This window comes from Streptomyces sp. NPDC046909 (assembly GCF_040644695.1).
In the GTDB taxonomy this organism is placed as follows: Bacteria; Actinomycetota; Actinomycetes; order Streptomycetales; family Streptomycetaceae; genus Streptomyces.
The window spans coordinates 1-24,591 of sequence record NZ_JBEYXC010000037.1; the positions used below are offsets into that span (position 1 = coordinate 1).

Below are 24,591 nucleotides of genomic sequence, written 5' to 3' on the forward strand. Positions count from 1 at the left end.
AGCTGGTGGTTCAGTGGGGTGCGGCAGCTCGCTCTCGGGGGTGCCGCGGCCGGTGTGACGTACGCCCTGGGCACTCTGTTCGGAACGGCCGTAGGTGCGTTCAAGACCGGCCCCAAGGGCTGTCGCGGCGGATTCAGGGACGCTGGCCGAACTCGCCGTAGAGGTCGGCGAGGAACGTCGACAGGTGCGTGAACTCGCTCTGGAGATGGACGAACAGCTCGTAGGCCATGCCGAGGCCGAACCCGCGCCCCGCCTCGTCGTCGGGGGCCGCGCCGGGGAAGCCTCGGTCGAAGATGAAGCGGCTGCGGACCTCGAAGCCGTCCTCGGTCTCGCGGGCCAGGTGGATCATGACACCGCCCTCGATGGCCGAGCACGCGTAGCCGCTGTATCCGGCCGCCTTGAAGGCATCGGCGTCAAAGCCCAGTTCGTGCGGCTCGACGAAGTTCGCCACCAGCTCCATGCGCTGCGGGCCGATGTACTCGACGATGTCGTGGGTGTTGCCGACGATGCGCTCGAAGTCGCTGAGGCCGGGCTTGGAGAGCACTTCCTGGTTCCGGGGGATGGCCTGCACGTGACAGTAGGGGTGCCACAGGGAGTAGCGCTCGGGCTCGACGGAGTGCCACCACATCCACCAGGTGAACATCTCCGTGGTGCAGCCCGGGAAGCGGTTGAAGCCGGCGATGTAGGGGTGGCCGGTCTCGGTGAGGCCGAACCCCATCTCCTCCTTGAGGTATCCGGGGGTCAGGAGTTTGTTGAGGTCCTCGGGCCGGGAGGACAGCGTGTCCTCCGGCGCCAGTGCCCTCTTCAGGTATGGCAGGACCTCGTCGCGGAGCCGCATGTCACCGGAGAAGAACTTCGCGTAGGGCTTGCCCTTGATCCGTTCGGCGTTGGACTGGAACAGCTCCTGCGTCACGACCGGGTAGTACGTGAGCGGATTCTGCGGCGTCGATGTGGCCATGTTCATCACCTTTCGTGAACGGGGGTGGTTTCCGTGCGACGCGGGAGGGGTTGTTCGACAGCCTTGCCGATGCGCTTCACCCGCGCACTTCGAAACCTCGTGCTAACACCGTAACATGAATCTGAATTCGTATTCAAGTTTTTTGAGGGGTGCCAGAATGCAGGGTGTGACCAGTGAGACCGGGCCTCGTCCCCCGCAGCAGCAGCGAAGCCGCGCCGCCATGGAGCGCATCCTCCAGGCCGCGCAGACACTGATAGCCGAACGTGGAACAGGCGAGCTGACGATTGCCGACGTCGCGGACCGCGCCGGCGTCTCGGTGGGCACCATCTACAGCCGCTTCTCCGGCAGGGACGCGCTCATCACCGCCACGCAGGAACGCTGGCTGGAGCAGGTCATCTCGTCTCAGCAGGCCCGGTACGCCGAAGCGGCGGTAGAGTCCGACAGTTTCGAGGACTTCGTCACCGGCCGTGTCACCGAGATGATCGCCGGGTTCCGGAGCGAGGCGGACCTCATCAGGGAGTTCGCCGTCCGCGCCACCGGTCCGGCAGGCGCCAGCGGCACGGCACGGCGCATGCTTCAGGAGACCTTCACCCGGGCCTGCGACGCGATTCTGGCCCACCCCGATAGGTCTCCGCAGGTCAGTCGGATCCAGATCTCCCTGGCCCTGCGAGCCGTGCAGGCGGTTCTGGAGTGGCGGGTGACCACGAAGGCGGCCGACGCCCCCGACAACGACTGGGATCTTCTCGCCGTGGAACTACCGCGTCTCGCGTTGTCCTATCTGCGCGAGGCGCCCGCGTAGTCCGCGACACCGGCCCGCCCGCCGGTGCTTCGCACGGTCTACGCCCACTCCTGCTTCTCGACGAGGTCACGCACGGAGAGCAACGCCTCCACGCACTCCTCCTCGCGGCCGTGGAAGCGCTGGGCAGGCATGGGGACGCTGACCGCCATCAGCTGCCCGGCGATCCGGACGGCCACGCCGGCCGCGCAGATGCCCTCGCTCTGCTCCTCGTAGTCGTAGGCGATGCCGCTCTCCCGGACCTCCGACAGCTGATCGAGCAGTTCCTGATGCCGGGTGATCGTGCGTGACGTGAGAGACGGGAGCCTCGCGGGGAGCAGCTCGCGCAGGCGGCTCGGCGGGAGGGTCGCCAGGATCGCCTTGCCGGGGGCGCAGGAGTGCAGGGGAAAGCTTTCCCCGACCGCGCTGGCGGCGCGCAGGCGGTGCGGAGCGTCCACCTGGTCGACGAACCTGATCTCGCCCCCGTCCAGCACCGATAGATCGGCGGTCTCCGTCAACCTGGCCGAGAGGTCGGCCAGAAAGGGATGGACGAGCCGCACGACATCCCGGCTGCCGGCTTCGGCGAGCCGCAGGATCTCCGGGCCCAGCCGATACCGTCCGCGTGGGCCTCGGCCCGCCGCGATGAGCTCCTCGTCCTCCAGAGCACTCAGAATCCGATGGATCGTGCTCTTGGGCAGTCCGAGCCGCTCGGCCAGCTCGGACTGGGTCAGTCCACCGGGTGCCTCACGGATCGCACGCAGCATCTGGCCTGCCCGCGCGATCACTTGGATGCCGCCCGCACTGCGCGGGCTCGCCCCGTCAGGTGGTGAAGTCATGGCTCTATCCTGCCGTCCTTCAGGGCCCTTGGAGGTCCCGGTCGACCCGCCGCCCGGACCGCACATCGAGTGGCATGGTCCGGGCGGACGGGAAACCCCGGGTCATGACCGCCGCGGCAGCCCCAGCAGGGCTTCGGTCTCCTCGACCGACGCGATCTGCAGGTCCAGGCTCCGCGCGAGCTGGACCGTACGGGCCACGAGCGGCTCGTTTCCCTGGGTGGGTTCGCCTTTGCGGAGATACAGAGTGTCCTCCATCCCCGCGCGGGCGTTCCCGCCCAGGGACAGCGCCATGGCGGTCAGGTTCAGGTTCTGTCTGCCGATGGCGATGATCTGCCAGATCGCGTCCTCGGGAAGACGGCGTACGAGGGTGAGCAGGTTGTCCGCGGTGGCCGCCGCCCCGCCGGCCACCCCGAGCACGATGCTGAACTGCAGCGGACCGTCGAGCAGCCCCTCGTCGCGCAGGCGCAGACAGGCGTCCAGGTGCCCGGTGTCGTAGATCTCCAGTTCCGGCTTGACGCCCAGCTCCTGCATCCGTGCCGCGAGCCGGCGGACGCCGTCGGGCGGATTGCGGAACTCCCCGGCTCCGAAGCTCATAGTGCACGGATTGAGGGTCGCCATGCGCGGTCGAAGCTCCACCAGCTTCTCGCGGTCCTCGAACGGCACTTCCAGACCGACTCCCGTCGACAGCTGGATGAGGATCGGGCAGCGCTCCGCGATGAGATCCATGGTGCGCCGGGCAATGCCGAGGTCGGCGGTGGGACGGTCCTGCTCGTCGCGTACGTGGATGTGGGCGACGGACGCCCCGAGGTGGTACGCCTTCTCGACGGCCTCGGCGATCTCGTGGGGCTGGGTGGGCAGCGTCGGGTTGTCGCTGCGCCGGGCGATCGGCCCGGTGGGTGCCACGGTGACGGTGACGCTCATGGCGTGCCTCCCGGGGTCGGGTTGGCGATGACGACGAGCAGCCGGGCGCCGTCCCCGGTCCGGTTCTCCAGCGACCGGACCGTGCCTCTGGGCAGGTGGACGGAGTCGCCCGCGCCCAGTGTCTGGGCCGGGTCGTCCTCGACGGTGAGGGTGAGTTCGCCGTCGAGGACGTAGTAGACCGTCTCCTCCGCGGCCGGAGAGCGTCGCGCGGCACCACCCGGGTGGTAGTACGACTCCCCGATCCAGAACCGGCCGGTCGGGCCGGCCTCGTGACCCTGGAGCCGGCGGGCGTCGACGCCGTCGTGCAGGGGCGGAAAGTACGCGGGGGCAGCCTCTCCCCGGACGATGCGAGCGGACATGAGTCCCTCAGCCCCTCTCGATGCGGTAGGTCCCTTTGGGGTCCGCGATCGCCACGAGACGGACGATGCAGCCGTCGCCGCCCACCCAGCGCCAGGGGAAGGCCGCGAAGGTCAGCCGCTTGCCGGTCACCTTGTCGAGGTCGCCGCCGATGTTCTCGAAGCCGTAGATACCGGCGTTCAGGATGGCGTTGTGGCAGGGCTCCCAGTACGGGAAGTCCTCCTTGACCGACCTGCCCGTCTCCTCCTCGTACTCGCGCACCGCCCACGGAAGCAGGCCGCCGGTCTCCTCGCTGGGGCCGTGCGGGCCGATGGCCGTGCCCAGCGGGTGGTCGAGCGCCTGGCAGTCGGAACCGACCGCCTTGACCTTGCGCTCCACGAACCATTCGCCGGCCTCCTTGTAGAAGCCGGGGGAGTAGGCGTAGTAGTCGGTGCTGTCGGCGTACCTGCGGTGCCAGCCGGTGTTGACGATGACGAAGTCGCCCGGCCGCACCTCGGTCACCGCGGCGGCCTTCTCCAGGTCGTCCGCGGTGACGACCTCCCACTTCTGCTTGGGGATGTCGAGCACCACGCCGGTGCCGAAGAAGTTCCGCAGCGGGATCTCGTGGAGGAGCGGCTTGCCCTCGATGACGTGTCCCGGTGCGTCGATGTGCGTGCCCGAGTGCATCACCGTCGTGATCTTCTGGGTCAGCACCCGGCTCTTGGCCATGCCGTGCAGCCGCTCGATCTTGACGTCCTCGAAGTACGGCCAGGCGGGCACGCCGTGTCCCCACGGGTGCGACAGGTCGTAGAACTGGAGGTCCTGCTCGGCGGGGCCCTCGGCCCAGGTGTAGGTCATCTGAATCTCCTGGATGGCGGTGGATGGTTCACTGCTTGCCGGACTCGCCGCGCCGTGCGGCGAGTTCGGACGTGATGTGCGAGGCGAGTGCGGCTCCCGCGGCTTCTCGTGCGCCCGGGGGCCAGGCGAACAGGCCCTGACCGCTCTTCGCACCGGAGCGGCCCGCACGGATCAGGGAGTCGAGCACGGGACTCGGTTCCGTGGAGCGGTCGAGTGCCGGGAAGACCGCTTCGTGGATGGCCCGGGTGAGGTCGAGGCCCACGTAGTCGGCGTTCGTCAGCGGTCCCATCTGTCCCAGCCGCAGGCCGATGGTGTCGCGGACCACCAGATCGACGGTCTCGGCATCGGCCACGCCCTCGGCGACCAGCGCGATCGCCTCGCGCCACAGGGCGTGCTGGAGGCGGTTGCCGACGAAACCTGGGACGTCCCTGCGTACCCACACCGGCCTCTTGCCCAGGTGGTCCAGCAGAGCCATCACATCGGCGACGACAGCGAGGCTCGTGCGCTCGCCCTGGACGACCTCGACGATCGGGATGAGATCCGGGGGGTTCCACCAGTGGGTACCGACGGCCCTGCTCGGATCGTCGATGTCTGCGGCGACCATGGTGATGGGGAGGACGGAGGAGTTCGAGGCGAGCACGGCGTCCGGCGCCAACCGGGCCATCCGCGCGAACAGTTCGCGCTTCAGGCTGAGGTCCTCGACCGCGGCCTCGGTGACCAGGTCCACTCCGTCGAGGGCGTCTTCCAGGCTCGTCGTCGTCCGGACCGGGCCCGGAGCGTCCCCGAGGGCGTGCGACAACTCGACCGCGATACGGCTCGCCTCGGGCAGGACCGACACGTCCCAGTCCGTGAGGGCGACGCGCAGGCCACGTGAGGCGAAGACCCCGGCGAGACGCCGCCCCATCAGCCCGGCGCCCACGACGGCGACGGAACGGAAACGGGAGTGGTCACCGGCGGGAAGCGTCGCGGGCGCGGCATCCGGGCCGGGGGGTGACGTCAGCATGAGGTGTAGCCGCCGTCCAGATAGAGGATCTGGCCGGTGAGGAACGCCGAGGCGTCGCTGAGCAGGTAGACGAGGGCGCCGGAGAAGTCGTCGGGCTCGGCGAGCCTGCCCAGCGGGATGCGGCTGAGCATGGTCTCGCGCGTCGCCGTGCCCTTGTCGTCGTCGGAGTACATCCAAGCCGTCAGTTCGGACCGGAACACCGTGGGTGCCAGGGCGTTGACCCGGATCCCGTCCTTGCCCCACTCCGCGGCCAGGCTCTTGGCCAAGAGGTCGACCGCGGCCTTGGACGGGGAGTACGCGCTGTATCCCGCGGGATGCCCGAGTCGGCCGCGGGTCGAGGAGACCAGTACGACGCTCCCGCCGTCTCCTTGAGCGAGCAGCTGACGGCCCACGGCCTGACAGGTCAGCCATGCCCCGCGCACGTTGGCGTCCATGACGGTCTCGAAGTCGGCGACGGGCATGTCGACGATGGGGGCGACCTTGTTCACCCCGGCCGAGGCCAGCACGCCGTCGAGACGCCCGAACACCTCGACCGCCCGGGTCACCATCGCCTCGGCGTCGGCGGGGCTGTCCGGGCGCCGGTGGACGGTGGCCACCCGGTCCTGGGGGAGTTCGCCGGCCAGGAGGTCGAGGGCATTCGCGTTCCCGCCGGCCAATACCACGTTGGCGCCTGCCGCGGTGAGGGCACGGGCGGCCTCGCTGCCGAGGGCGCCGGAGGCCCCGGTGATCAGAACCGTCCTGCCCTCGATGTCGAACAGGCGGAGTGGGGATACGAGGCTCATCACTGCCTACTTCCACGATGCGGGTCGTTTGAACCGTATAGTGGGACGGTAGGTCGGGAGTTGGTGCAAGGTCAAGGGGCGGTGGGGGAGATGGATGCCACTCGCCGGTGATCGTTCCCGCCCGGCTGGACGTGCCTGGAACGACGAGAGAGGGGCCGGGCTGTGCGCGGCCCGACCCCTCTCGGTTCGGCGGCATGGCGTGGTGCCCGTGCCGTCAGGACCGATCTCTGCTGAGGAATGTCCTCGCGCGCTCCGGAGGGTGACGCTCGCGTCCGGCGACGGCGAGGGCGTCGCCGTCGTCGCTGTCGGGGAGTGCGCGGACTCGGCGGCCGCCGTTCGACGCCGTCCCGCCGTTCGAGGGGCCCGGTGTCCGGACCGGTCGCCGCCCTCAGCGGGTGATCATGAGCAGGAGCGGCCCGAGCGGCCTCGGATCCGTGACGGGGCGGACCGTGGTGGGCGCGGCCGGCTCCACGACGGAATACGTCCGGCGATCGTTTCGGGGCGAGCCCTGGGGTGCGGGCAGGACGGCCGCGCCGAGCAGGGCGATGCCTGCGCCGACCGCGATGGCGACGCCTGTTGCGGTGCGGGTGGCGTTGTACATCCGCCGTACTCCTTGATGGTGGGCCTGGGTGCGCGGTGGGGGAGCGGCGAATCGGGGTCAGGCAGCCGGGGCGTTCGGGTGATCGACGCAAGCGTTCGACCCGGAAGTGACGTCGAGGGGCAGGGTGGCCACTGTCGGTGCGGATCCCGGCTCCTGCGAGGTCCGTCCGCCGCCTGTGGGGGAGGAAGCAGGGATGCCGGTCCGGGTGTGACGGGCCTGGCGGTCGAGCGTGCGGATCAACGGCGTGAGGCGAGCCGCGGAGGCCGCGGGGATGTTCAGACGGTTCGCGGTGTCGTCCCCGAGGGCTCGTCGGAGCAGACCATGGATCACGTCGCACAGGTGTGCCTCGGACAGGACGACGCCGGGTGCCGCGGCCGTCGCGCGGGCCTGCGCGTCGACGAGCGCGGCGGTCAGCGCCGTCGAGTTCTCGTCGGGACCGGCAGTTGTGGCGCGCAGCAAATCCAGCAGCCGACGGGCGTCGGCATGCTCGTTCACGGCGGCGCGGAGGCGCTCGTCGATGCCGAGCAACCGGCCGACGTGCGACCAGTACGCGTAGAGGTCGTGCTCCTGCTCCGTGCTGAGGCCGACGCCGACCATGGCCAGCGCCTGGAAGGAGGTGAAGGTGAAGCCCAGCCAGGTGCGGGTCAGGTCCAGTTGGCCGACCGGCAGGCCAGGAGTGCCCCGGTCCCAGTCGGTGAGGGACGCGGCCCTCATACGGGCATGGCGCAGCCGGAGGCCGACGGTGGCCACGTATCCGGGGGCGCCGCGCAGCAGGCCTCCCGGACGCATGACCTGCCGCGCCCACACCCCTGTGGCGCTGAGCCGGCATGTGGCCCGGGCCGTCGACGTGCCGCCCCCTGCTACCACACGGGCGGTGGCAGGGGAGGAGTAGGACTGGGCGAGCGCGCTGGTGACCGAGCAGAGTCCGAACCACATGGGAGGCACGGACATGCTGACGACGTCACCTCGGCGAAGTTTCAGCGGGTTCTCCTGCGCGGTGGCGCTCTCCACCTCTTCGAGCAGGGTCGCGACGGCCCGGGGCGGCCGCTCGGCCAGCCCCGTGAGGCCCTGCCTCAAGCCGGTCTCGAGAGCCTGGCGTGCCGGCGTGCCGTAGTGGTCCAACTCGGCAGTGACGGCGTCGGCGAGGGGGTCTCCGGCGGCGAGCATGGTCGCGATCTGCTCTTTACGGGCGTCGGGGCGAGGGTGCGCCGGGTCGGTCATGTGTTCGGGGGATGCGGGGGGTGTGGTCATGTCGCTCTCACTTCCGAGATGGTGCGACCGACACGGGTGCATGAGGGGCGTCGGGCGCCGCGAAGTGGGGGGGGGTGTCGCGCTGGAGTGATCCGCGCGGGCCGGTGCTGCGTGGATCACAGGGAAGCCCTGTTCTCCGGCGGCCGGAGAAGCTCTGACATGTGTCAGATTAGCTTAAATCTGACGACTGTCAAGTAAGCCTGCCGGGTCCACGTTCTTGAGGGGCGTCACCAAAAACGCCGAGCGGCGGCCCTCGTAAGGGCCGCCGCTCTCAGGTGGGGGTGCTGACTCCGTCTCACATGTGGACGACGGGTGCCGCGTCCGGGTTGTGGACCGGGGCGCCGCGGCGGTAGAGGAGGACGCTGATGATCAGACCCGCGGCGAAGAAGGCGGCGGACCACCAGTAGGCGGTGGAGTAGCCCTCCAGGCTGGCCTGGGCCATGACCATGGGGTCCTTGGGGTTCTTGCCGTCGATGTAGTTGGTGACGGCACTGGAGAAGAGGGTGTTGAGCAGGGCGGTGCCGAGGGAACCGCCCACCTGCTGCATGGTGTTGACCGCGGCGGAGGCGACGCCGGCGTCCTCGGCGGCGACGCCGTCGGTGGCGAGGCTCATGGCGGGGGCCATGATCATGCCCATGCCGATACCGGCGATGATCAGCGGCGGCATGATGTGGGCGGCGTAGCCGCTGTTGAGGTCGAGGCCGGTGAGCCAGACCATGCCTGCGGCCGCGATGCCCATGCCGAGCGGGACCACCGGCTTCGGGCCGAAGCGGGGGATGAGGACCGTGGTGGCGAGGGTCGACGCCACCATCAGTCCGCCGATCATCGGCAGGAACGCCAGGCCGGTCTTGACGGGGGTGTAGCCCAGGGACTGCTGCAGGTAGTACGTGAGGAAGAGGAAGACGCCGAACATTCCGGCGCCGATGATCAGCACGGAGATGAAGGATGCGCCGCGGTTGCGGTCGAGCAGCACGCGCAGCGGCAGCAGGGGGTGCGCGGCCTTGGTCTGCCACCAGGTGAACGCGGAGAGCAGAACGGCGCCGGCCACCAGGAAGCCCCAGGTCTGGACCGAGCTCCAGTCGTGGGACTCGGCGTTGGAGAAGCCGTAGACGATGCAGAACAGGCCGCTGCCGACCAGGATGGCGCCGGGGATGTCGATCTTGGCGGACTTGTCGCGGACGGCCCGCTGGAGCAGGAGGACACCGCCGACGAAGGCGATGGCGGCGAAGGCGACGTTGACGTAGAGGGTCCAGCGCCAGTCGAGGTACTCGGTCAGGACGCCGCCGAGCAGCAGACCGATGGCGCCGCCGGCGCCGGCGATGGCGCCGTAGACGGCGAAGGCCTTGGCGCGTTCCTTGGCGTCGGTGAAGGTCGTCGTCAGCAGGGACAGTGCGGCCGGTGCGAGCAGGGCGCCGAACAGGCCCTGTCCGGCGCGGGCGACGACGAGCATCTCGAAGCTGGTGGCGGCACCGCCGAGGGCGGACATGCCGGCGAAGCCGACCAGTCCGACGAGGAAGGTCATCTTGCGGCCGAAGAGGTCGGCGATACGGCCGCCGAGCAGAAGCAGGCTGCCGAAGGCGAGGGCGTAGGCGGTGACGACCCACTGGCGGTCGCCGTCGGAGAAGCCGAGGTCCTTCTGGGCCGAGGGCAGGGCGATGTTCACGATGGTCGCGTCCAGGACCACCATGAGCTGGGCCACGCCGATGACGGCGAGGATCCACCAGCGGTGACGCGGGGCACCGCCTTCGGGCGGGGAGGGCGCAGTGGCCCCGCTCGGCGGCTCGGTTGCGATCTGAGACATGACGGAACTCCAAGCAGGGGAGGGAATCGGGGCGTGCGCGGTGGAGGTGCCGTCCGGTCCGGGAGGAAGTGGCGGGTGAGGCCGGCTCCCTCATCTCGGAAGACCTCCTGACACATGTCAGATTAGCTCGAATCTGACATGTGTCAAGTAAGGCTTGTGTGGACGCGTGCGGCGGCCATGGGTTGTGCGCCTCGGCGGATGACCTGGCGGGTGGGGCCGTGGCGGAGCGAGTAGGGCCTTCGTGCGGCTTGGGTGCGGCTGAAAACGAGCTCCGGTGCGGATGCTCACTCGTTGCGGCCGGCCCGCATCGTCGGATTGCCTGCGCCGGGGAATACCGCTGTCAGGGCTTGCCGTCGCCCATCGCCGGAGCGCTCAGTGGCTCAGGCGCGGAGGGAGCGGATCGCTGTCCCCGAGTGCGGCCAGCGCGAGGCTGTGGGTCTCGCGCCGGTACTGGGCGTGGAGGCGCAGGCACAGGGCGCGGTCCTGGGCGGCGAGAGCGTCGATCAGTTGCTCGTGCTGTTCCAGGGAGGTCGGCCCGCCGTCGGCCGCGACGTGGAAGATGCGGTAGGGCGCGCACATCGTCCAGAATCGCTGGGCCTCCGCGAGCAGCAGGGTGAGCGGTGAGAGCTGGAAGATCCCGGTGATGTGCAGTTCGAGGTAGAGGCCGGTGACTAGCGACAGGTCGCCGTCGGCGGCCGCCCGGCCGATCCGTTGGTTGAGGGCCCGCAGCCGCGTCACTTCATCGTCGGTCGGCCAGCGGATGGTGCGGATCAGTTCCGTCTCCAGGAACTCGAGCAGACTGTGGATCTGGTTGAGTTCCAGCGCGCTCAGCCGGGTGACGAAGTAGCCCTGATGCGGTCGATGGGTCAGCAGCCCTTCCGTGGTGAGCACCCGCAGCGCCTCCCGGAGCGGTACACGGCTGATGCCCAGGACGTGTGCCATCTCCTCTTGGCGGATCTGCACGCCGGGGAGCAGCCGACGGCCGACGATCATGGCGCGCAGCTGGTCGATCACGCTCGCGACGCTGCTGGCGGGCGCGGTCTCCGGTGTCGCGTCGTGCGAGGTCTTCACTGAAATCGGTCGCCTCGTTCGGTGGCCACTGTGCGTGGCCAATCTAACCAACCGCTCGGTGCGGTGCGACGGGCCTGTGGGCGAGCTGGTCGGCACCTCCCTTGACGGCGTAATGGATGTGTATCCAATATTGGCTACCAATCTATTCCTCCGAGGTGAACGCATGCCCACATCGCGTCCCGACACCGTGTTCGACGTCCTGGTCACCGAGCGCCGGGAGGTCGCCGAAGGCGTCGTCGCCCTGGTCCTCGAGGATCCGGCCGGCGCCGAACTTCCCGGCTGGGCCCCGGGCGCCCACGTGGATCTCCTGCTCACCGACGAGCTGGTCCGGCAGTACTCCCTGTGCGGGAGTCCCGCGGATCGTGGGCGCTGGCGTGTGGGTGTGCTGCTCGCGCCGGACGGCCGCGGTGGCTCGGTGCGCGTGCACGAACGACTGCGCGTGGGGGAGGAGGTCAGGGTGCGCGGGCCGCGCAACCTCTTTCCGCTCCGACCGGCTCCCCGCTACCAGTTCGTGGCGGGCGGCATCGGGATCACGCCGATCCTGCCGATGCTGGCCGCCGCCTCGGCCGCCGGCGCGGACTGGACGCTGACCTATGGCGGCCGCACCCGCGCATCCATGGCCTTCCTCGACGAACTCGCGCGGTACGGCGACCGGGTGGCCGTACGCCCGCAGGACGAGTTCGGGTTGCTCGACCGCGGCGGCCTGTTCGGTGAGCCCGAGGCCGACACGCTCGTCTACTGCTGCGGCCCCGGGCCGCTGCTCGACGCCGTCGTGGGCGAGTGCGCGCACTGGCCCGCAGGCAGCTTGCACATCGAGCGGTTCACCCCGCCGGACCGGGGCGGTTCCGTACGTACGGACTCCTTCGAGGTGGAGCTCGCGGTCACCGGAACCACCCTCGTCGTGGCCCCGGGGCGATCGGTGCTCGACGCCGTGGAGGAGGCCGGCGTACCCGTGCTGTCGTCCTGCCGCGAAGGAGTGTGCGGCACATGTGAGACAGCGGTGCTCGCCGGTGAGGTCGACCATCGCGACAGTCTCCTCACGGACGAGGAACGGGCGGCCCACGACACCATGCTCATCTGTGTGTCCCGGGCGGCCGGCCCGCGGATCGTGCTCGATCTCTGACCGGCTGCCCGGGATGCTCGGTGGCTCAGCCCCGTTCGGCGGCGGCCAGGCGGTGCAGCTGCCGGCGTACCCGCAGGCCGGGCACGTCGGCGGGCACGCTCTGCTCGACCACGCCCTCGCGCGTGTCACGGTCGATGTACTCCTGGGTCCACGTGAACGCCTCGACGTCCTGGTTGAACACCCGCGTGATGAAGGCGGTCATGTCGGTGCGGGGAATGGCGAACGGGACGTCCTGCCACCACGTCCAGAACTGGTGCGTGGAGGTGAGGTCGGCGGGGGTGAGGCAGTGTGCGATGACCACGCGGCGCAGCGGCGTGGCCGCGGGATCGTGCGGTGTCACCTCGTCGATCGCGTAGTTCAGGGCGGGCAGCACCGAGATGATCCGGCCGGAGCGGTCCACGGGCAGCGAGGGGGCCACGCCCACGGGTATCGCGAAGGCGCCCAGTGTGGTGGTCAGCTCCTTGGCGTAGCCGACCGACCGCTGGGCGAACCCCCGCGGAAGCTGCTCGGCCCCCAGCAGGACCGGGGCGGCCTCCGTGAACTCGGACTGGCCGACGCCGTGGAGGAACTGCAGGTGGGTCAGGTCCAGGAGGTTCTCGTGGACCAGGTTGTAGTTGGTGGGGTCGAACGAATAGCCGGTGACGAATTCGCCGCCCTCGACGACTGCGGTCGGCCATGGGATCAGGTCCGGATCTGCGGCCGTAGGGTCGGCGCCGGTCCAGATCCACACCCAGGGACCCCGCTCGACGACGGGGTAGGACCGGACCCGGATTCCGCCCGGGTCGGCCCCCGGTACGGAGACGCACTGGCCGTCGGGGCCGTAGGCGAAACCGTGGTAGCCGCAGCGCACGGTGTCGCCCTCGAGGCGGCTGCGGGAGAGCGGGAAGCGACGGTGGGCGCAGCGGTCGTCGAGCACCACCGCGGTCCCGTCCTCGGTCCGGTAGAAGCACACCGGCTCGCCCAGCACCCAGCGTTGCCGGAGTGTGCGGTCGACCTCGTCGCGGGCCGCGACCACGTACCAGGCCTCCCGGATCAGCGGGGCCACGGGGGCGGGTGCCCGGCCGGCACGGCTGGCTGCGGGTGCTTCGCCGACAGTGGTCATACGGGACTCCAGGGGAGAGGGAGGGAGAGGGGGAGCTGGGCCGGGGCGGCGGTCTGTCTGCCGTGAGGCGCGGACTCGCGCGCCCGCGCCGCCCGCCGCCGGCCTGACGAAGGGATCACTCATCGCCCATGATTGGTAGCCAATCCTGGAATGTCAATACGGCCGAGCCGTATTGACCATGTGTGCGACGCCAGTCGGTGGTCTGCAGGGTTTGTCCACGTAGCGCAACAGCGCGCCCGTGCCACGGATGTCGATCTTCTCGCCGACGAGGTGGTCGGCCGGGTCGGCCGGGAGGTCCTCGTGGAACTCGGCCGCGGCGGCGAAGATGTCGGAGGTCGCCTCGTTGAGGCCGCCGGACGCACCGGAGTGGACGAGGCCCGCGGTGCGGAGGTGAGACCGTGGCTCATCTCGTGGGCGGCCACGTCGAGTGAGGTCAGGGGCTTGGTATCCGCTACGGCAGTCCGACCTACGACGGCCACCTACATGACATTGGCGACCAACTACTCCGGCGCCCGCACCGCCACGCCGTCGGCCGCCCCGCCGATCTGTTCGGCCGCTGCAGCCCCCCGCCGCGCCGTGGCCGACGCGTCCAGGCCGGTCTGCCCGCCGGGCTCGGCGTGAGTCCGACCGGGCTGATCACGGGCATGCCCACCGCGGCCAGTACCGGTGACATCACCGTCACGGTCACCGTCAGCACCGGCGCGTCGGCCTCGGACGCCTTCACCTGGCAGATCGGCAACATCTGCGGCAGCACCGCCCGCGTCGACATCCCCGACAACGGGCCCGCCGTGGAGTCCCCGATCGCCATCACCGGCCACGATGGCAACGCCTCCGCCGCCACCTCTGCGTACGTCGACATCGACGAGGCGTTCGGAGCCGGCGCCTGCCCCCCTGACACCCGTGAGGTGCCCAGACCTGGCAGTCACAGGAACTCCGCACCGCCGCTGATCAGCGCCGTCAGGAAGAACGTGACGTCCTCGACCGGCTCCGGCGTCGGTTTCGCCAGCCAGGTGTCGACGACGGCGAAGACCGTGTGCACGAGGAACGCGATCACGTACTCGGGCGGGCAGTAGTCCGCGTCGATCCTGACACCGAGGAGGTCGAGGTCCTCGGCCACCAGTTCTGCCAGCAGTTCACGGCAGCGGCCCCGAAAGGCCGTGCCCTCGGGCCCACTCCACAGCAGTCCGAACACCTTCGCGTGCTCATGGACGGTCAGCAGCACGGACCTGACGCGCCCCGTGACGGTCCGGTAGCGATCGGAATCGGGCCCGGCCCGGTGACGGGCGTCGCGGAACGCCTCCACCAGATGCGCCAGCAGTTCGTCCCGCAGCGTGTCCACGAAGGCGTCGACGCTGTGGTGATGCCGGTAGAACGTCGAGCGGCCGACCCGCGCCTCCCGTACCACCGCGGTCACGGTCAGGGCGTCCAGCCCGGACCGCGAACCCACTTCGACCAGAGCCCGGCGAAGGGCGTCCTCGGTGCGGTGCCACCGGGGATCGTCGCCGGGCACGGGCTCTGCCCCCATGCCGTCCTCCCAGGTCGTCCGCGGGACAACCTATTACGTCCATGATCGACGACGTGACGGGAGGACGAGGGGAAAGCGTTCGGTTCGTGTGGCGGTTCAGTAAGGCTCGGCCAGGCGGGCGAAGGCGCGTCCGCGCAGCCGGCCGGCCTCCTCGGCGCCCCCGCCCAGCAGCCGCAGCTCGTTGAGCCGTGAGGTCGTGCGGACGACGTCGGCCACCCGCTCGTACCGGCGCCGGTAGAACCGGTCCAGACCCTCCTCCGGGGTGTCGGCCCGGGCGAGCTCGGCGGCCAGGACCACACCGTCCTCCAGTGCCATCCCGCCGCCGGAGGCCAGGTGCGGGGTGGTGGTGTGGGCGCCGTCACCGATCACGACGACCCGGTCGCGGTACCACGGCTCGTCGATCCACAGGGACTGGGACGCCCGGCAGACGACGTCGGAGTCAGGGCGGACACGGTCGCGCAGAGTCTTCATCGCGGGGTTGGTGAAGTGCTCCGTGTTCGCGCGCATGCGGGCCGCGGCCTGCGCCCGGTCGAGGAACACGATCTCGTCGCTGGAGAAGGCGGTGAAGACGTACGACAGCCCGTTCTTCAGGTGCGCCACGACGAACATGGCCCCCTCGGAGAAGTGGAAGCCGGACTGGAGGTCGAGTCCGGTGCTGTCCACCATCAGGCGCAGACTCAAGTCCCCGAGGAACCGCGGCTGGTAGCGGTCCCCGAAGAGGTGGCTGCGCACGGTGGAGCGGATTCCTTCCGCGCCGACGACGACGTCGTAGCTCGCCCGGCCACCGTCGGTGAAGGTGACCTCCACTCCGGACGGGTTGCTGTCCAAGGCGGCGACTGTGAGGCCGAGGGGCAGCAGGTTCGCCCCCTCCTGTGCGGCGGTGGTCGACAGCAGCTGTGCCAGTTGCGGCCGGTAGAGCGCCAGGCCGATCGGGCCGGACGGCGCCGGGGAGCCCGCGGTGGGTTTCTGCCCGGCGCCGAAGGAACCGGGCAGCCGGGCACCCGCCGCGTCGAAGTAGTGCAGGTCGTTGGCCTGGAACACGGTCCCGACGGAGGCCAGTTCCTCGTACAGCCCCAGTTCCCCCAGGGCGTCCAGGGCACGGTTCATCATCGTGATGGCGGCGCCGACGGGCTCGCCCGAGAGCTCGGCTACGTCGACGTCGACAGCTCCCGCCGTGTTGCGCCGCAGCCCGATCGCTGTGGCCATCCCGGCGATGCCGCCACCAACCACCAGCACCCTCATGGTCTTTCCTCCGCAGTCAGCCGTCATGTGCGTGGACCGTCCCGGACGTCTCCGCCGCCCGGGGCCTACGGATCAAGTGTGTTGCGGCGGGTGGCGGCGCTCCGGCCGACGGAGCGGCGATGCTGCACACCGACCGCCCCCGGTGTCCCACAAGGCCGTGGACGCGTCCGCGTCTGACCGTTGCCCTTATCCGGAACGGACAGGCGCGTTGAAATGCTGTGCCGGTGCTATCCACCCCCCACTCCGAACCGCGGTGTACGTACCGGAACTTCACCATGGACAGTACGTACTGGACCGACTACCGGCCCCGTCCCGACGACATCGTCATCGCCTCCCCGCCGAAGGCGGGAACGACCTGGACACAGCGCATCGTGTCCGTCCTGGTCTTCCAGAGCACCAGGCTTCCCGGCGTCCTCGCAGAGATCAGCCCCTGGCTCGACAAGAGATCCCTGCCGGTGGAGCAGACACTGAGCGCGCTGGAGCGGCAGGAGCACCGGAGGTTCATCAAGACCCATCTGCCGGCCGACGCACTCCCGCTGCACCCCGAGGTCTCCTACGTCGTGGTGGGCCGTGATCCGCGGGACATCGTGATGTCCCAGCACCACCACCTCAAGGGCAGAGTCGCCAGCGCGCGAGCTGGCCGCAGCCGGGAGCTTCCCGCCCTGACCGGCCCCGACGCGCACACCCCCGAACTGCCGGAGATCCCGCTGGATCCCCGGGCGTACTGGCGCTCGTACTTCACCCGTGGCGCCTTCCCCTGGGAGACCGACGGCTGGCCGGTCATGTCCGCGACGCGCCACCTGGAGACCTGGTGGGCACACCGCGAGGCGTCCAACGTCCTGATGCTGCACTACCAGGACATGCTGCGTGACCTGGACGGGCAGATGCGCCGTGTCAGCGAGTTCCTCGGCATCCCGGTGAACGAGGCGATCTGGCCCGACCTGGTCCGGGAGTGCACCTTCTCGGAGATGAAGGGCAGGCCGGGTCTGAGGCCCGACTCGGAGGACTTCGAGTTCTTCCACAAGGGCAGGAACAGACAGTGGGAGGAGTTCGTCACCGAGGAGGACATGGACCTGTTCCGCGCGGCGCTCGCACCGCTCCCCGCCGACCTGCGGGAGTGGCTGGCGCGCAGCGAATAGCCGGGTGGTGCCGTCGCATCAAGTGCACGCGGGCCGACCGCCTTCACGGGGCTTCGGCGGCCCATCGAAAGGAACCAGTTCCATGCGCAAGAAGATCACCATGTTCGCCGCGGCCATCGGGATCGCCGCGGGCGCCGTCCTCGGGGCGACGGCCTCCGCTCAGGCCGCCACCTACTACAACTCGCTCAGCGACTGCCAGGCGGCCCTCAAGTACCAGTCCGACTCGTGGGCGACGTGCACCCAGACCTGGGGTGGCGCACCCGCGGGCAAGTGGGTGATCACCTCCAATACGAGCAACGGCTGACCCCTGAGCGTGGAGCCGGGCCGCCCAGGGCGGCCCGGCTCTCTGTCGTTTGCGGGATCTCTACGAGGTGACGTTCTCCGTGCAAGCGGTGCCCCTCAACCAGGGCGCGCCATCGCGGCACCCGGCCTCGGGGGCGGACGTGCGAAGTGGGGGCGGATCAGGATCGATCCGCCCCCACTCCTGCGGGGCAGGGGGGTGTTGCCCCGCGTCTGTGGAGACCGTGCCGGCCTCGCAGCCTGCTCCGTCTCAGCGTGGCGGCGCCGCTGCGCGGCCGCTCGCCTCGTGTCCGTGGCGCTCGTCGCCTCTCAGGCCGCGAGCTGCCGCTCCGGTGCGGCGTCGGCCTCGCCGGGGCCGTACCGCCCCCGTGCCGTGTCCTCGTTCTCCGGGAGCCTGCGGGCGAACCCGGCCTTCGCGCCCTGCCGTCGGATCCCCTCGGCCTCCTCCTCGATTGCCTTGAGTTCGGCCCGCACGGCGTCGGCCGGGCGGCGCTCGAGCACGGCGTCGTACTGCATGGCCAGGAGGTTGAGGGTTTCGGTGTCGGTCTCGACGACCTCGGCGAGGACGGCTGTCCCGCCCGGAGGGACGTCCGGCGTGAACGCGCTGACCGCGCCCACGGATCCGGCGTCGTGCCGATGGTCGTGGTTGTCGCCGATCGCCGCCCCGATCCCCCAGCCCATTACCGGTCCCAGCGGGCCTCCGAGGATGCTCATCAACGAGCCGACCAGCCCTCCGGCCGGCCCGTCCCGCCGCGGGTCGGTGTCCAGTACGGAGGGGACGCGGATCGTGCCGTCCTCCAGGCGCTCGATCAGGGCCGCGCCGTGGAGTTCGGCGGTGGAGCCGAGGTGCGCGAGGTCGCGGAAAGCCTGGTGGGCCGTGGCGGGGTCGGCGAAGCGGAGGGCGACGGCGTTCTCGTACGTGGGCATGGTCTGGCTCCTTGAGGGGGATGTGTCGACAGAGGTTCGGGACATGGCAGGGCTCCAGGTGAAGCGGTATGCCACAGCAGGTTCGGTGATGCGGGCGGGACGGCTGCGGCGTCGGAGCTCGTCACGCTGTCCGGTGGGAGGACCGTGGGCCGGTCGGCCGGCGAGAGGTGTCAGGCCGCCAGGGAGCTCTCGCGGTGAGCCGATACCGGTGCGCGATGGACATCCGTGGTGGCAGCGACCGCCGCGATCAGTTCGGGTCCCGGACCCTCGATCGCGCGCCGACGGGCCTCGCCGGCCGACGCGGGGGAGAAGGTCTGCCAGTACCGCGCCTGACGGTTGAGCCTGCCGATCAGCGGCATGAGGTCGGTGGTGGCGGGAGCGGGGATCCCCAGGCGCTCCGCCTCCTCCTCTCCGAAAGCCTCGCGGAGCACACGCCGGACGACCGCGCGCACCTGCTCCCGGTCCAGGACCGCGCCCGGAACTCCGGCCATCGCGCGGGCCTGGGCTTCGATCATGCCGGCCGTCAGCGCCCGGGAGGTCGCGTCGGGTGTCGGTGTCGCGGAGCCCAGCAGTTCGTACAGCTGCCGGGCCGCGACGTGGCTGGTCACGCCTTGGTGGAGGCTCTCGTCGATCCCGAGGAGCTGGGCGACGCGGGACCAGTACTGGTAGAGGCGGTGTTCCTCCTCGGCGGTGATGTCGATACCCACGGCTGCCAGGGCCCGGTAGGCAAGCAAGGTGAAACCGAGCCACGTACGGGCCATGTCGGCCTGAGTCATCGGCGACTCAGCCGCGGCCGGACTTCCGTCGTGTCCGGCGAGGCGCGTCCGCGCGTGCAGCAGCCGCAGCTGGACCGTGGCCACGTACCCCGGGGCGCCGCGCAGCAGCCCGCCCGGGCGCAGGGCCTGCCGTGCCCAGACGCCGGTCTCGGCGAGGCGGCGGGTGGCTGCGGAGAGGGGGTCGCCGTTCGCGGCCAGGGTGCGTGCCACGGCGGGCGAGGCGAAGGAGTGGGTGAGTGCGGAGGGGACCGAGCACAGCTGGAACCACATGGGGGGCACGGACAGAGTGACGGTGTCCCCCCGATGCAGCAGCAGCGGATCGATGTGCGAAGGGGTGGACTCCGCCTCCCCCAGCAGCGCGGCCACGGCCTCGGGGGGCCTTTCGTCCAGACCCGCGAGCCCCTGTCGGAGGCCTGAGCCGAGGGCGCGTCGGGCGCGGGGGCCGTAGAGGTCCAGCTCTGTGACGACGGCGTCGGCCAGGGGGTCACCGGCCGTCGCGACGGCCAGGAGACCGGAGACTGCGGTCATGGTGCTCTCGCTTTCAAGGCGGTGTGCGGAAGCGGCGTGGGTAGTCCTCGTGCCGACCGCGCTGCGTGCGGGGGAGCTGCTGTCAGCGCAGTTCAGGACGGTGCGAAGGCGATGATCGGCAACCCGTCAACGACTCTGACACATGTCAGATTAGCTCGAATCTGACATGTGTCAAGTATGCTGGGTCGTGAGGCCCCGGACCATCGGGGCCGTGAGCGCAGCCGGCGGCCGCGCGCTCCTCGGGCGGAGTGCGACGGGCCAGGGGCCGGAAGCTCGCCCACAGACCGCAAGCAGGCACGATCGAGCAGCCATGGAGGCACACGTGGACACAGGAGCCGCATCGCCCCGACGGCCGGGGCGCCCCGGCGCGGACACCCCCGCGGTGCCGGAGGGCGGGAGCATTCTCCAGCGCGGACTTGAGGCCTTCGCGGAGCTGGGCTACGACCATGCGTCCGCACGGGAACTCGCCCGCCGTCTTGGCGTGAGCCACAACTTCATCAACGACCGGTACGGCTCGAAGGCGGCGTTCTGGCGCGCGGTCCTCGATCACGCGCTGGGGACGGATCTGGAGCCACTGCCGTGGACGGAGGAGGCGGTGGACGAGGCGGAGAGACTGCGGCGGGCGATCGCCGGCTTCTACCGGGGCGCGGTGCACACGCCGTTGGTCGGGCGGATCTTCGTCGACGAGTTCTCCCAGGACACCGAGCGGCTGGACTATCTCTACGAGCGTTACATCGGCCCGATGGTGCAGGGCATGCTGCCCTGCGTCGAGCGGCTCGTCGCCTCCGGGCGCATGGCGCCCATACCCATGCACGTGCTGTTCTTCGCCGTCGTCCCGCCGGTCTCGGGGATGGTGGACGGGCCGCTCGCACAGCGCCTGGGCAGGTCCGAGCCCGCCACACCGGAGCAACTCGCGTTCATGGCGGACAGACTGGCGGAACTCGTGGTCAACGGACTCCTCGCGACGGGCTCGCACGTCCCGGCCTGAGGACGGACGGATCCGCCGTGCGTGGGACGGACGGCGGATCCGGATCCGGGAGACACCGAGCTCACTTGCTCCCCAGGGGCGCCGGGTCCGCGCTCTGCGGGCCGGTGCTCCCGGGACTCGTCCGCACGTCGTTCTCCGCGGGACCGCTGCCGTCGGCGAGCTGCTTGTCCGGGAGAAGCAGGGCGAGCACGAGGCCGACGACGAACACCGGGGCCAGATAGCGGAACACCGGTGTCAGCGCGTGCTGGTAGGACAGGATCACCGAGTCCTGGATCTTCTGAGGGAGCGAGTGGACCAGGGCGGGGGTGAGCGAGTGCGCGTCGCCCACCGCGCCGGTGGCGTCTGCGGGCAGCCGCGCGGCGAGCTGCTCGGTGAGGCGGTGCGTGAACACCGAGCCGACGGCCGCCGTGCCCAGCGTGGCGCCGATCTCGCGGAAGAAGTTGTTGGCGGAGGTCGCGGTGCCCACGTCGGAGGCGGGGAAGTCGTTCTGCACCGCAAGCACCAACGGCTGCATGGTCAGACCGAGACCGGCGCCCAGCAGGAACACGTAGACGCAGACCAGTACCAGCGAGGTCTCCGTGTCGAGGGTGGACATCAGCAGCGCGGCCGCCGCGACGGCGACGGTGCCGACGATCGGCAGCGGCTTGTAGCGCCCGGTGCTACTCATCAGCCGGCCGGACGGGATGGCGGTGGCCATGATGCCGACCACCATGGGGATGAGCAGGAGGCCGGACTCGGTGGCGCTGACGCCGTAGACCATCTGCAGATACGTCGGCAGGTACCCGATGATCGCGAACATGCCGATGCCGATGACCAGGAGCCCGATGAGGGTGGCGGTGTTGAAGATCCTGCTGTGGAACAGCCGCAGGGGGATGATCGGTTCCTTGGCGCGCCGTTGTGAGAGGAAGAACAGCACCCATGCGAGCACGCCGCCGGCGATCATGCCGAGGATGACCGGGTCGGACCAGCCGTAGTCGGTGCCTCCCCACTCGGCCACCAGCACGGTGCAGGCCACGGCGGCCGCCATGAGGGCGAAGCCGATGTAGTCGAAGGCCACCTCGATGCTCCGGCGCGGCAGGCGCAACGCGAACGCCCCCACCGTCAGGGCCAGCACACCGACCGGCAGGTTGATCCAGAAGGACCAGCGCCAGCCGATGCCGTCGGTGAACCAGCCGCCGAGCAGCGGTCCGGCGACGGAGGAGAGGCCGAAGACGGCACCGATCGGGGCCATGTACCTGGCGCGCTGCCGGGGCGGTACCAGGTCGGCGATGATCGCCTGCGAGGTGATCATCAGCCCGCCGCCGCCCAGTCCCTGGACGGCTCGGCCGATGATCAGCATCGTCATGTTCTGTGCCGAGCCCGCCACCACGGATCCGGCGAGGAAGACGCCGATGCCGGCGAGGAACAGCGTCTTGCGGCCGATCAGGTCGCCGAGGCGGCCGTAGACGGGCATGGCGATGGTGGCCGCGAGGATGTACGCGGTGGTCACCCATGCCATGTGATTCACACCGTGGAGTTCTCCGACGATGGTCGGCAGCGCCGTGCTGACGATCGTCTGGTCCAGGGAGGAGAGCAGCATGGCGGCCATGAGGGCGGCGAATATGAGGCCGAAGTTGCGCGGGGTGCCGAAGGAGTCCTGCTCCTTCGGCACCCCGGCCGGGCTCGGGTCGTTCAAGGTGGACTCCAGAAGAGGAAACAGGGAGCACAGCGGCCGTGTCGGGGCTTACTGCCTCGCCCGGACGAGCCCGGCGTCGTACGCCATGATCACGGCCTGGATGCGGTCGCGGGCGCCGATCTTGGCAAGGATCCGTCCGACGTGCTTCTTGACGGTGGATTCGGTGAGGACGAGGCGTTCGGCGATCTCGGTGTTGGTCCAGCCCTGGCCGATGGCGACGAGGACTTCGCGTTCGCGGTCGGTGAGGGTCCGCAGCCGCGGATCCTCGGGGGCGGGCTCTTGGGGCGGGGCGAGCACCTGGTGGGTGTAGGCGTCCAGGAGGCGGCGGGTGAGACGGGGCGCGACGACGGCGTCGCCGGTGGCGACCGCGTGGATGCCTACGACGAGCTCCTCGGGGCGGGCGTCCTTGAGGAGGAAGCCGCTGGCACCGGCACGCAGCCCCTCGTAGGCGTACTCGTCGAGGTCGAAGGTGGTGACGATGAGGACGCGGGTGCGGCTGCCGGTGGCGGTGATGCGGCGGGTGGCCTCGATGCCGTCCATGCCGGGCATGCGGATGTCCATGAGGACGACGTCGGGGCGGAGTTCGGCGGCCAGGCGGACGGCCTCGGCGCCGTGCGCGGCTTCACCGACGGCCTCCAGGCCGGGGGTGCCCTCGATCAGCATGCGCACGCCCATCCGCTGCAGGGGCTGGTCGTCGGCGATCAGTACCGTGGTCATCGCAGTTGTTCTCCAGGGGGTACGTCGAGCACGACGTCCACGAGCCAGCCGTGGCCGCCCGCGCGCGGTCCGATGGTGACGGAGCCGCCGTACATGGCCGCTCGTTGGCGGATGCCGACCAGGCCGTGCCCCTGCTCGCCGCTCCGTCCGGGATGCGTCGCCGGCTCGGGTGTTCCGGGGGGTACGCCGGTGTCGGCGATCCGGATCCGGACCTCGCCCGCCGCGACGCCGATCGCGACCTCTGCGGAGGTGCCGGTCCCCGCGTGCTTGAGCGAGTTCGTCAGCGCCTCCTGGACGACGCGGTAGACGGTGAGTTGTACGCCGCCGCCCAGCGAGTCGAGATCGCCCGTCGTCCGGTACCGCACCGTGAGGCCGGCCGCGCGGACCCGTTCCATGAGGGCGTCCAGATCCCGGACGCCGGGCTGCGGGCTGAGCGGCCGCACATCCTCGTGTTCCTGGCCCTCGCGCAGGACTCCCAGGACGCTGCGGAGCTCGCTCATGGCCTGGCGTCCGGTGTCGCCGAGGACCCGCAGGGCCTCGGCGGACTTCTCCTTGTTGTGGGCGGCGAGGGTCGCGGCACCGTCGGCGACACTGACCATGACCGAGAGGTTGTGGCCGATGATGTCGTGCATCTCGCGGGCGACCCGGGAGCGCTCGGCGGCGGCTGTGAGCCGGACGCGTTGGTCGCGTTCGATCTCCAGGCGGGCCGCGCGGTCCTCCAGCGTCGCCAGGTACAGGCGGCGGATCCGCAGTGTCAGCCCGGTGGCGATCGCGGCGGCGGTCGTCCCCAGGAGGAAGAACAGACCGAGCAGGGGATGTTCGACCGGCGACAGGAGACAGACCGCCAGGGCGAGTTGGACCACCGTCAGAGCGGCGGCCCAGGTCAGGACGCGCAGGGAACCGCGAAGGGCCAGGCTGTACAAGGCGATGAGCGCGCTGATGCCGGCCTGCTGCCAGACGTCCAGCGACCACTGGACGAGCGACACCGCCGCGATCACGAAGTAGGTGACGGCCGGCGCCCTGCGGCGCCACCACAGCGGCAGGATCTGTGCGCCGGCGAGGAGGAACAGCACGGCGGACGGCAGCTGGTCGCGGCTGCCGGTTTCCCCGAACGGTCCGTGACTCGTGTGGGTGAGAAGGTCGGGCAGGCTGATGAGGGCGACGACGAGGACGACCATCGTGTCGAGCAGCCACGGATGACGTCGGTCCAGGTCGCGCCGGTGGTTCTGGCCGCGCACGATCCGGCCGAGGAGCGGATGCGCCCACCAGTCCGCGTCGAACCCGGCGGGGGGCGGCTCGGATGCCGCCCCCCGGGGAAGTCCCGCGGAGACTGACGCGCGGTGTGTGCTCATGGTC

General features: G+C 70.3%; 24 protein-coding genes and 1 pseudogene. 5 read left to right on the forward strand and 20 right to left on the reverse strand.

The window, feature by feature from the left end:
• Positions 1-133: 133 nt before the first annotated feature.
• On the reverse strand, positions 134-958 hold the full coding sequence (locus ABZ928_RS52490; RefSeq protein WP_361536809.1) for a hypothetical protein: 825 nt from the start codon (positions 956-958) through the stop codon (positions 134-136).
• Between the two features lie 166 nt (positions 959-1,124).
• On the opposite strand from ABZ928_RS52490, the gene ABZ928_RS52495 reads away from it, so the two are divergent.
• The gene (locus tag ABZ928_RS52495; protein ID WP_361536811.1) at positions 1,125-1,757 is read left to right on the forward strand and encodes a helix-turn-helix domain-containing protein; all 633 of its coding nucleotides are present in this window, start codon (positions 1,125-1,127) and stop codon (positions 1,755-1,757) included.
• A 38-nt stretch (positions 1,758-1,795) separates the two neighbouring features.
• On the opposite strand, the gene ABZ928_RS52500 is transcribed toward ABZ928_RS52495, so the two are convergent.
• The 10 genes from ABZ928_RS52500 to ABZ928_RS52545 all read right to left on the reverse strand — a co-directional run bounded on the left by ABZ928_RS52500 (position 1,796) and on the right by ABZ928_RS52545 (position 11,193).
• On the reverse strand, positions 1,796-2,569 hold the full coding sequence (locus ABZ928_RS52500; protein WP_361536813.1) for an IclR family transcriptional regulator: 774 nt from the start codon (positions 2,567-2,569) through the stop codon (positions 1,796-1,798).
• Between the two features lie 102 nt (positions 2,570-2,671).
• Positions 2,672-3,490 (reverse strand): 3-keto-5-aminohexanoate cleavage protein, encoded by an 819-nt coding sequence (locus ABZ928_RS52505; RefSeq protein WP_361536815.1) that lies wholly within the window; start codon positions 3,488-3,490, stop codon positions 2,672-2,674.
• A complete protein-coding gene (locus ABZ928_RS52510; RefSeq protein WP_361536817.1) occupies positions 3,487-3,849 on the reverse strand; it encodes a cupin domain-containing protein in 363 nt (120 codons plus the stop codon). The genes ABZ928_RS52505 and ABZ928_RS52510 overlap by 4 nt, the downstream gene beginning before the upstream one ends.
• Before the next feature lie 7 nt (positions 3,850-3,856).
• Positions 3,857-4,684, reverse strand: a complete 828-nt coding sequence (locus tag ABZ928_RS52515) for a cyclase family protein (RefSeq protein WP_361536819.1) — start codon at positions 4,682-4,684, stop codon at positions 3,857-3,859.
• A 28-nt stretch (positions 4,685-4,712) separates the two neighbouring features.
• Positions 4,713-5,687 carry a 3-hydroxyacyl-CoA dehydrogenase NAD-binding domain-containing protein gene (locus tag ABZ928_RS52520; protein ID WP_361536821.1) on the reverse strand — a complete coding sequence of 325 codons (975 nt, stop codon included), beginning with the start codon at positions 5,685-5,687 and terminating at the stop codon, positions 4,713-4,715.
• On the reverse strand, positions 5,681-6,469 hold the full coding sequence (locus ABZ928_RS52525) for an SDR family oxidoreductase (protein ID WP_361536823.1): 789 nt from the start codon (positions 6,467-6,469) through the stop codon (positions 5,681-5,683). Before ABZ928_RS52525 ends, ABZ928_RS52520 begins: the two co-directional genes overlap by 7 nt.
• Before the next feature lie 388 nt (positions 6,470-6,857).
• A complete protein-coding gene (locus ABZ928_RS52530) occupies positions 6,858-7,070 on the reverse strand; it encodes a hypothetical protein (protein ID WP_361536825.1) in 213 nt (70 codons plus the stop codon).
• Between the two features lie 57 nt (positions 7,071-7,127).
• Complete coding sequence (locus ABZ928_RS52535; protein WP_361536827.1) at positions 7,128-8,321, reverse strand: oxygenase MpaB family protein; 1,194 nt, start codon at positions 8,319-8,321, stop codon at positions 7,128-7,130.
• Positions 8,322-8,616: 295 nt separating this feature from the next.
• Positions 8,617-10,122, reverse strand: coding sequence for an MFS transporter (locus tag ABZ928_RS52540; protein WP_361536829.1), 1,506 nt, complete (start codon positions 10,120-10,122; stop codon positions 8,617-8,619).
• 372 nt (positions 10,123-10,494) lie between these two features.
• Complete coding sequence (locus tag ABZ928_RS52545) at positions 10,495-11,193, reverse strand: GntR family transcriptional regulator (RefSeq protein WP_361536831.1); 699 nt, start codon at positions 11,191-11,193, stop codon at positions 10,495-10,497.
• A 163-nt stretch (positions 11,194-11,356) separates the two neighbouring features.
• Here ABZ928_RS52545 and ABZ928_RS52550 point away from each other — a divergent pair, with 163 nt between their 5' ends.
• Positions 11,357-12,316 carry a PDR/VanB family oxidoreductase gene (locus ABZ928_RS52550; RefSeq protein WP_361536833.1) on the forward strand — a complete coding sequence of 320 codons (960 nt, stop codon included), beginning with the start codon at positions 11,357-11,359 and terminating at the stop codon, positions 12,314-12,316.
• A gap of 25 nt (positions 12,317-12,341) precedes the next feature.
• Here the strand turns inward: ABZ928_RS52550 and ABZ928_RS52555 are convergent, their stop codons facing one another.
• From ABZ928_RS52555 to ABZ928_RS52570, 4 genes and pseudogenes are all read right to left on the reverse strand, one after another.
• Entirely contained in the window at positions 12,342-13,418 is a 1,077-nt protein-coding gene (locus ABZ928_RS52555; RefSeq protein ID WP_361536835.1) for a Rieske 2Fe-2S domain-containing protein, read from the reverse strand.
• A gap of 201 nt (positions 13,419-13,619) precedes the next feature.
• Positions 13,620-13,867, reverse strand: a pseudogene (locus tag ABZ928_RS52560) (M4 family metallopeptidase); the annotation flags it as partial.
• A 473-nt stretch (positions 13,868-14,340) separates the two neighbouring features.
• Complete coding sequence (locus ABZ928_RS52565) at positions 14,341-14,943, reverse strand: hypothetical protein (protein WP_361536837.1); 603 nt, start codon at positions 14,941-14,943, stop codon at positions 14,341-14,343.
• 96 nt (positions 14,944-15,039) lie between these two features.
• The gene (locus tag ABZ928_RS52570; protein ID WP_361536839.1) at positions 15,040-16,185 is read right to left on the reverse strand and encodes an FAD-dependent monooxygenase; all 1,146 of its coding nucleotides are present in this window, start codon (positions 16,183-16,185) and stop codon (positions 15,040-15,042) included.
• A 275-nt stretch (positions 16,186-16,460) separates the two neighbouring features.
• Between ABZ928_RS52570 and ABZ928_RS52575 the strand changes: the two genes are divergently transcribed.
• Together ABZ928_RS52575 and ABZ928_RS52580 are read left to right on the forward strand one after the other, a co-directional pair.
• Positions 16,461-17,324 carry a sulfotransferase domain-containing protein gene (locus ABZ928_RS52575; protein ID WP_361536841.1) on the forward strand — a complete coding sequence of 288 codons (864 nt, stop codon included), beginning with the start codon at positions 16,461-16,463 and terminating at the stop codon, positions 17,322-17,324.
• A gap of 82 nt (positions 17,325-17,406) precedes the next feature.
• Entirely contained in the window at positions 17,407-17,628 is a 222-nt protein-coding gene (locus ABZ928_RS52580; RefSeq protein WP_361536843.1) for a hypothetical protein, read from the forward strand.
• A 305-nt stretch (positions 17,629-17,933) separates the two neighbouring features.
• Here ABZ928_RS52580 and ABZ928_RS52585 read toward each other — a convergent pair whose 3' ends face one another.
• Positions 17,934-18,551 (reverse strand): hypothetical protein, encoded by a 618-nt coding sequence (locus tag ABZ928_RS52585; RefSeq protein WP_361536845.1) that lies wholly within the window; start codon positions 18,549-18,551, stop codon positions 17,934-17,936.
• Positions 18,552-18,721: 170 nt separating this feature from the next.
• Positions 18,722-19,855 (reverse strand): oxygenase MpaB family protein, encoded by a 1,134-nt coding sequence (locus ABZ928_RS52590; RefSeq protein ID WP_361536847.1) that lies wholly within the window; start codon positions 19,853-19,855, stop codon positions 18,722-18,724.
• 322 nt (positions 19,856-20,177) lie between these two features.
• Here ABZ928_RS52590 and ABZ928_RS52595 point away from each other — a divergent pair, with 322 nt between their 5' ends.
• Positions 20,178-20,843, forward strand: coding sequence for a TetR/AcrR family transcriptional regulator (locus ABZ928_RS52595; protein ID WP_361536849.1), 666 nt, complete (start codon positions 20,178-20,180; stop codon positions 20,841-20,843).
• A gap of 61 nt (positions 20,844-20,904) precedes the next feature.
• Here ABZ928_RS52595 and ABZ928_RS52600 read toward each other — a convergent pair whose 3' ends face one another.
• Genes ABZ928_RS52600 through ABZ928_RS52610 form a run of 3 tightly spaced genes read right to left on the reverse strand, consistent with a single transcriptional unit; the run spans position 20,905 to position 24,587 of the window.
• Positions 20,905-22,518 carry an MDR family MFS transporter gene (locus ABZ928_RS52600; RefSeq protein WP_361536851.1) on the reverse strand — a complete coding sequence of 538 codons (1,614 nt, stop codon included), beginning with the start codon at positions 22,516-22,518 and terminating at the stop codon, positions 20,905-20,907.
• A 48-nt stretch (positions 22,519-22,566) separates the two neighbouring features.
• Positions 22,567-23,235 carry a response regulator transcription factor gene (locus ABZ928_RS52605; protein ID WP_361536853.1) on the reverse strand — a complete coding sequence of 223 codons (669 nt, stop codon included), beginning with the start codon at positions 23,233-23,235 and terminating at the stop codon, positions 22,567-22,569.
• Complete coding sequence (locus tag ABZ928_RS52610) at positions 23,232-24,587, reverse strand: histidine kinase (protein ID WP_361536855.1); 1,356 nt, start codon at positions 24,585-24,587, stop codon at positions 23,232-23,234. The genes ABZ928_RS52605 and ABZ928_RS52610 overlap by 4 nt, the downstream gene beginning before the upstream one ends.
• Positions 24,588-24,591: the final 4 nt, after the last annotated feature.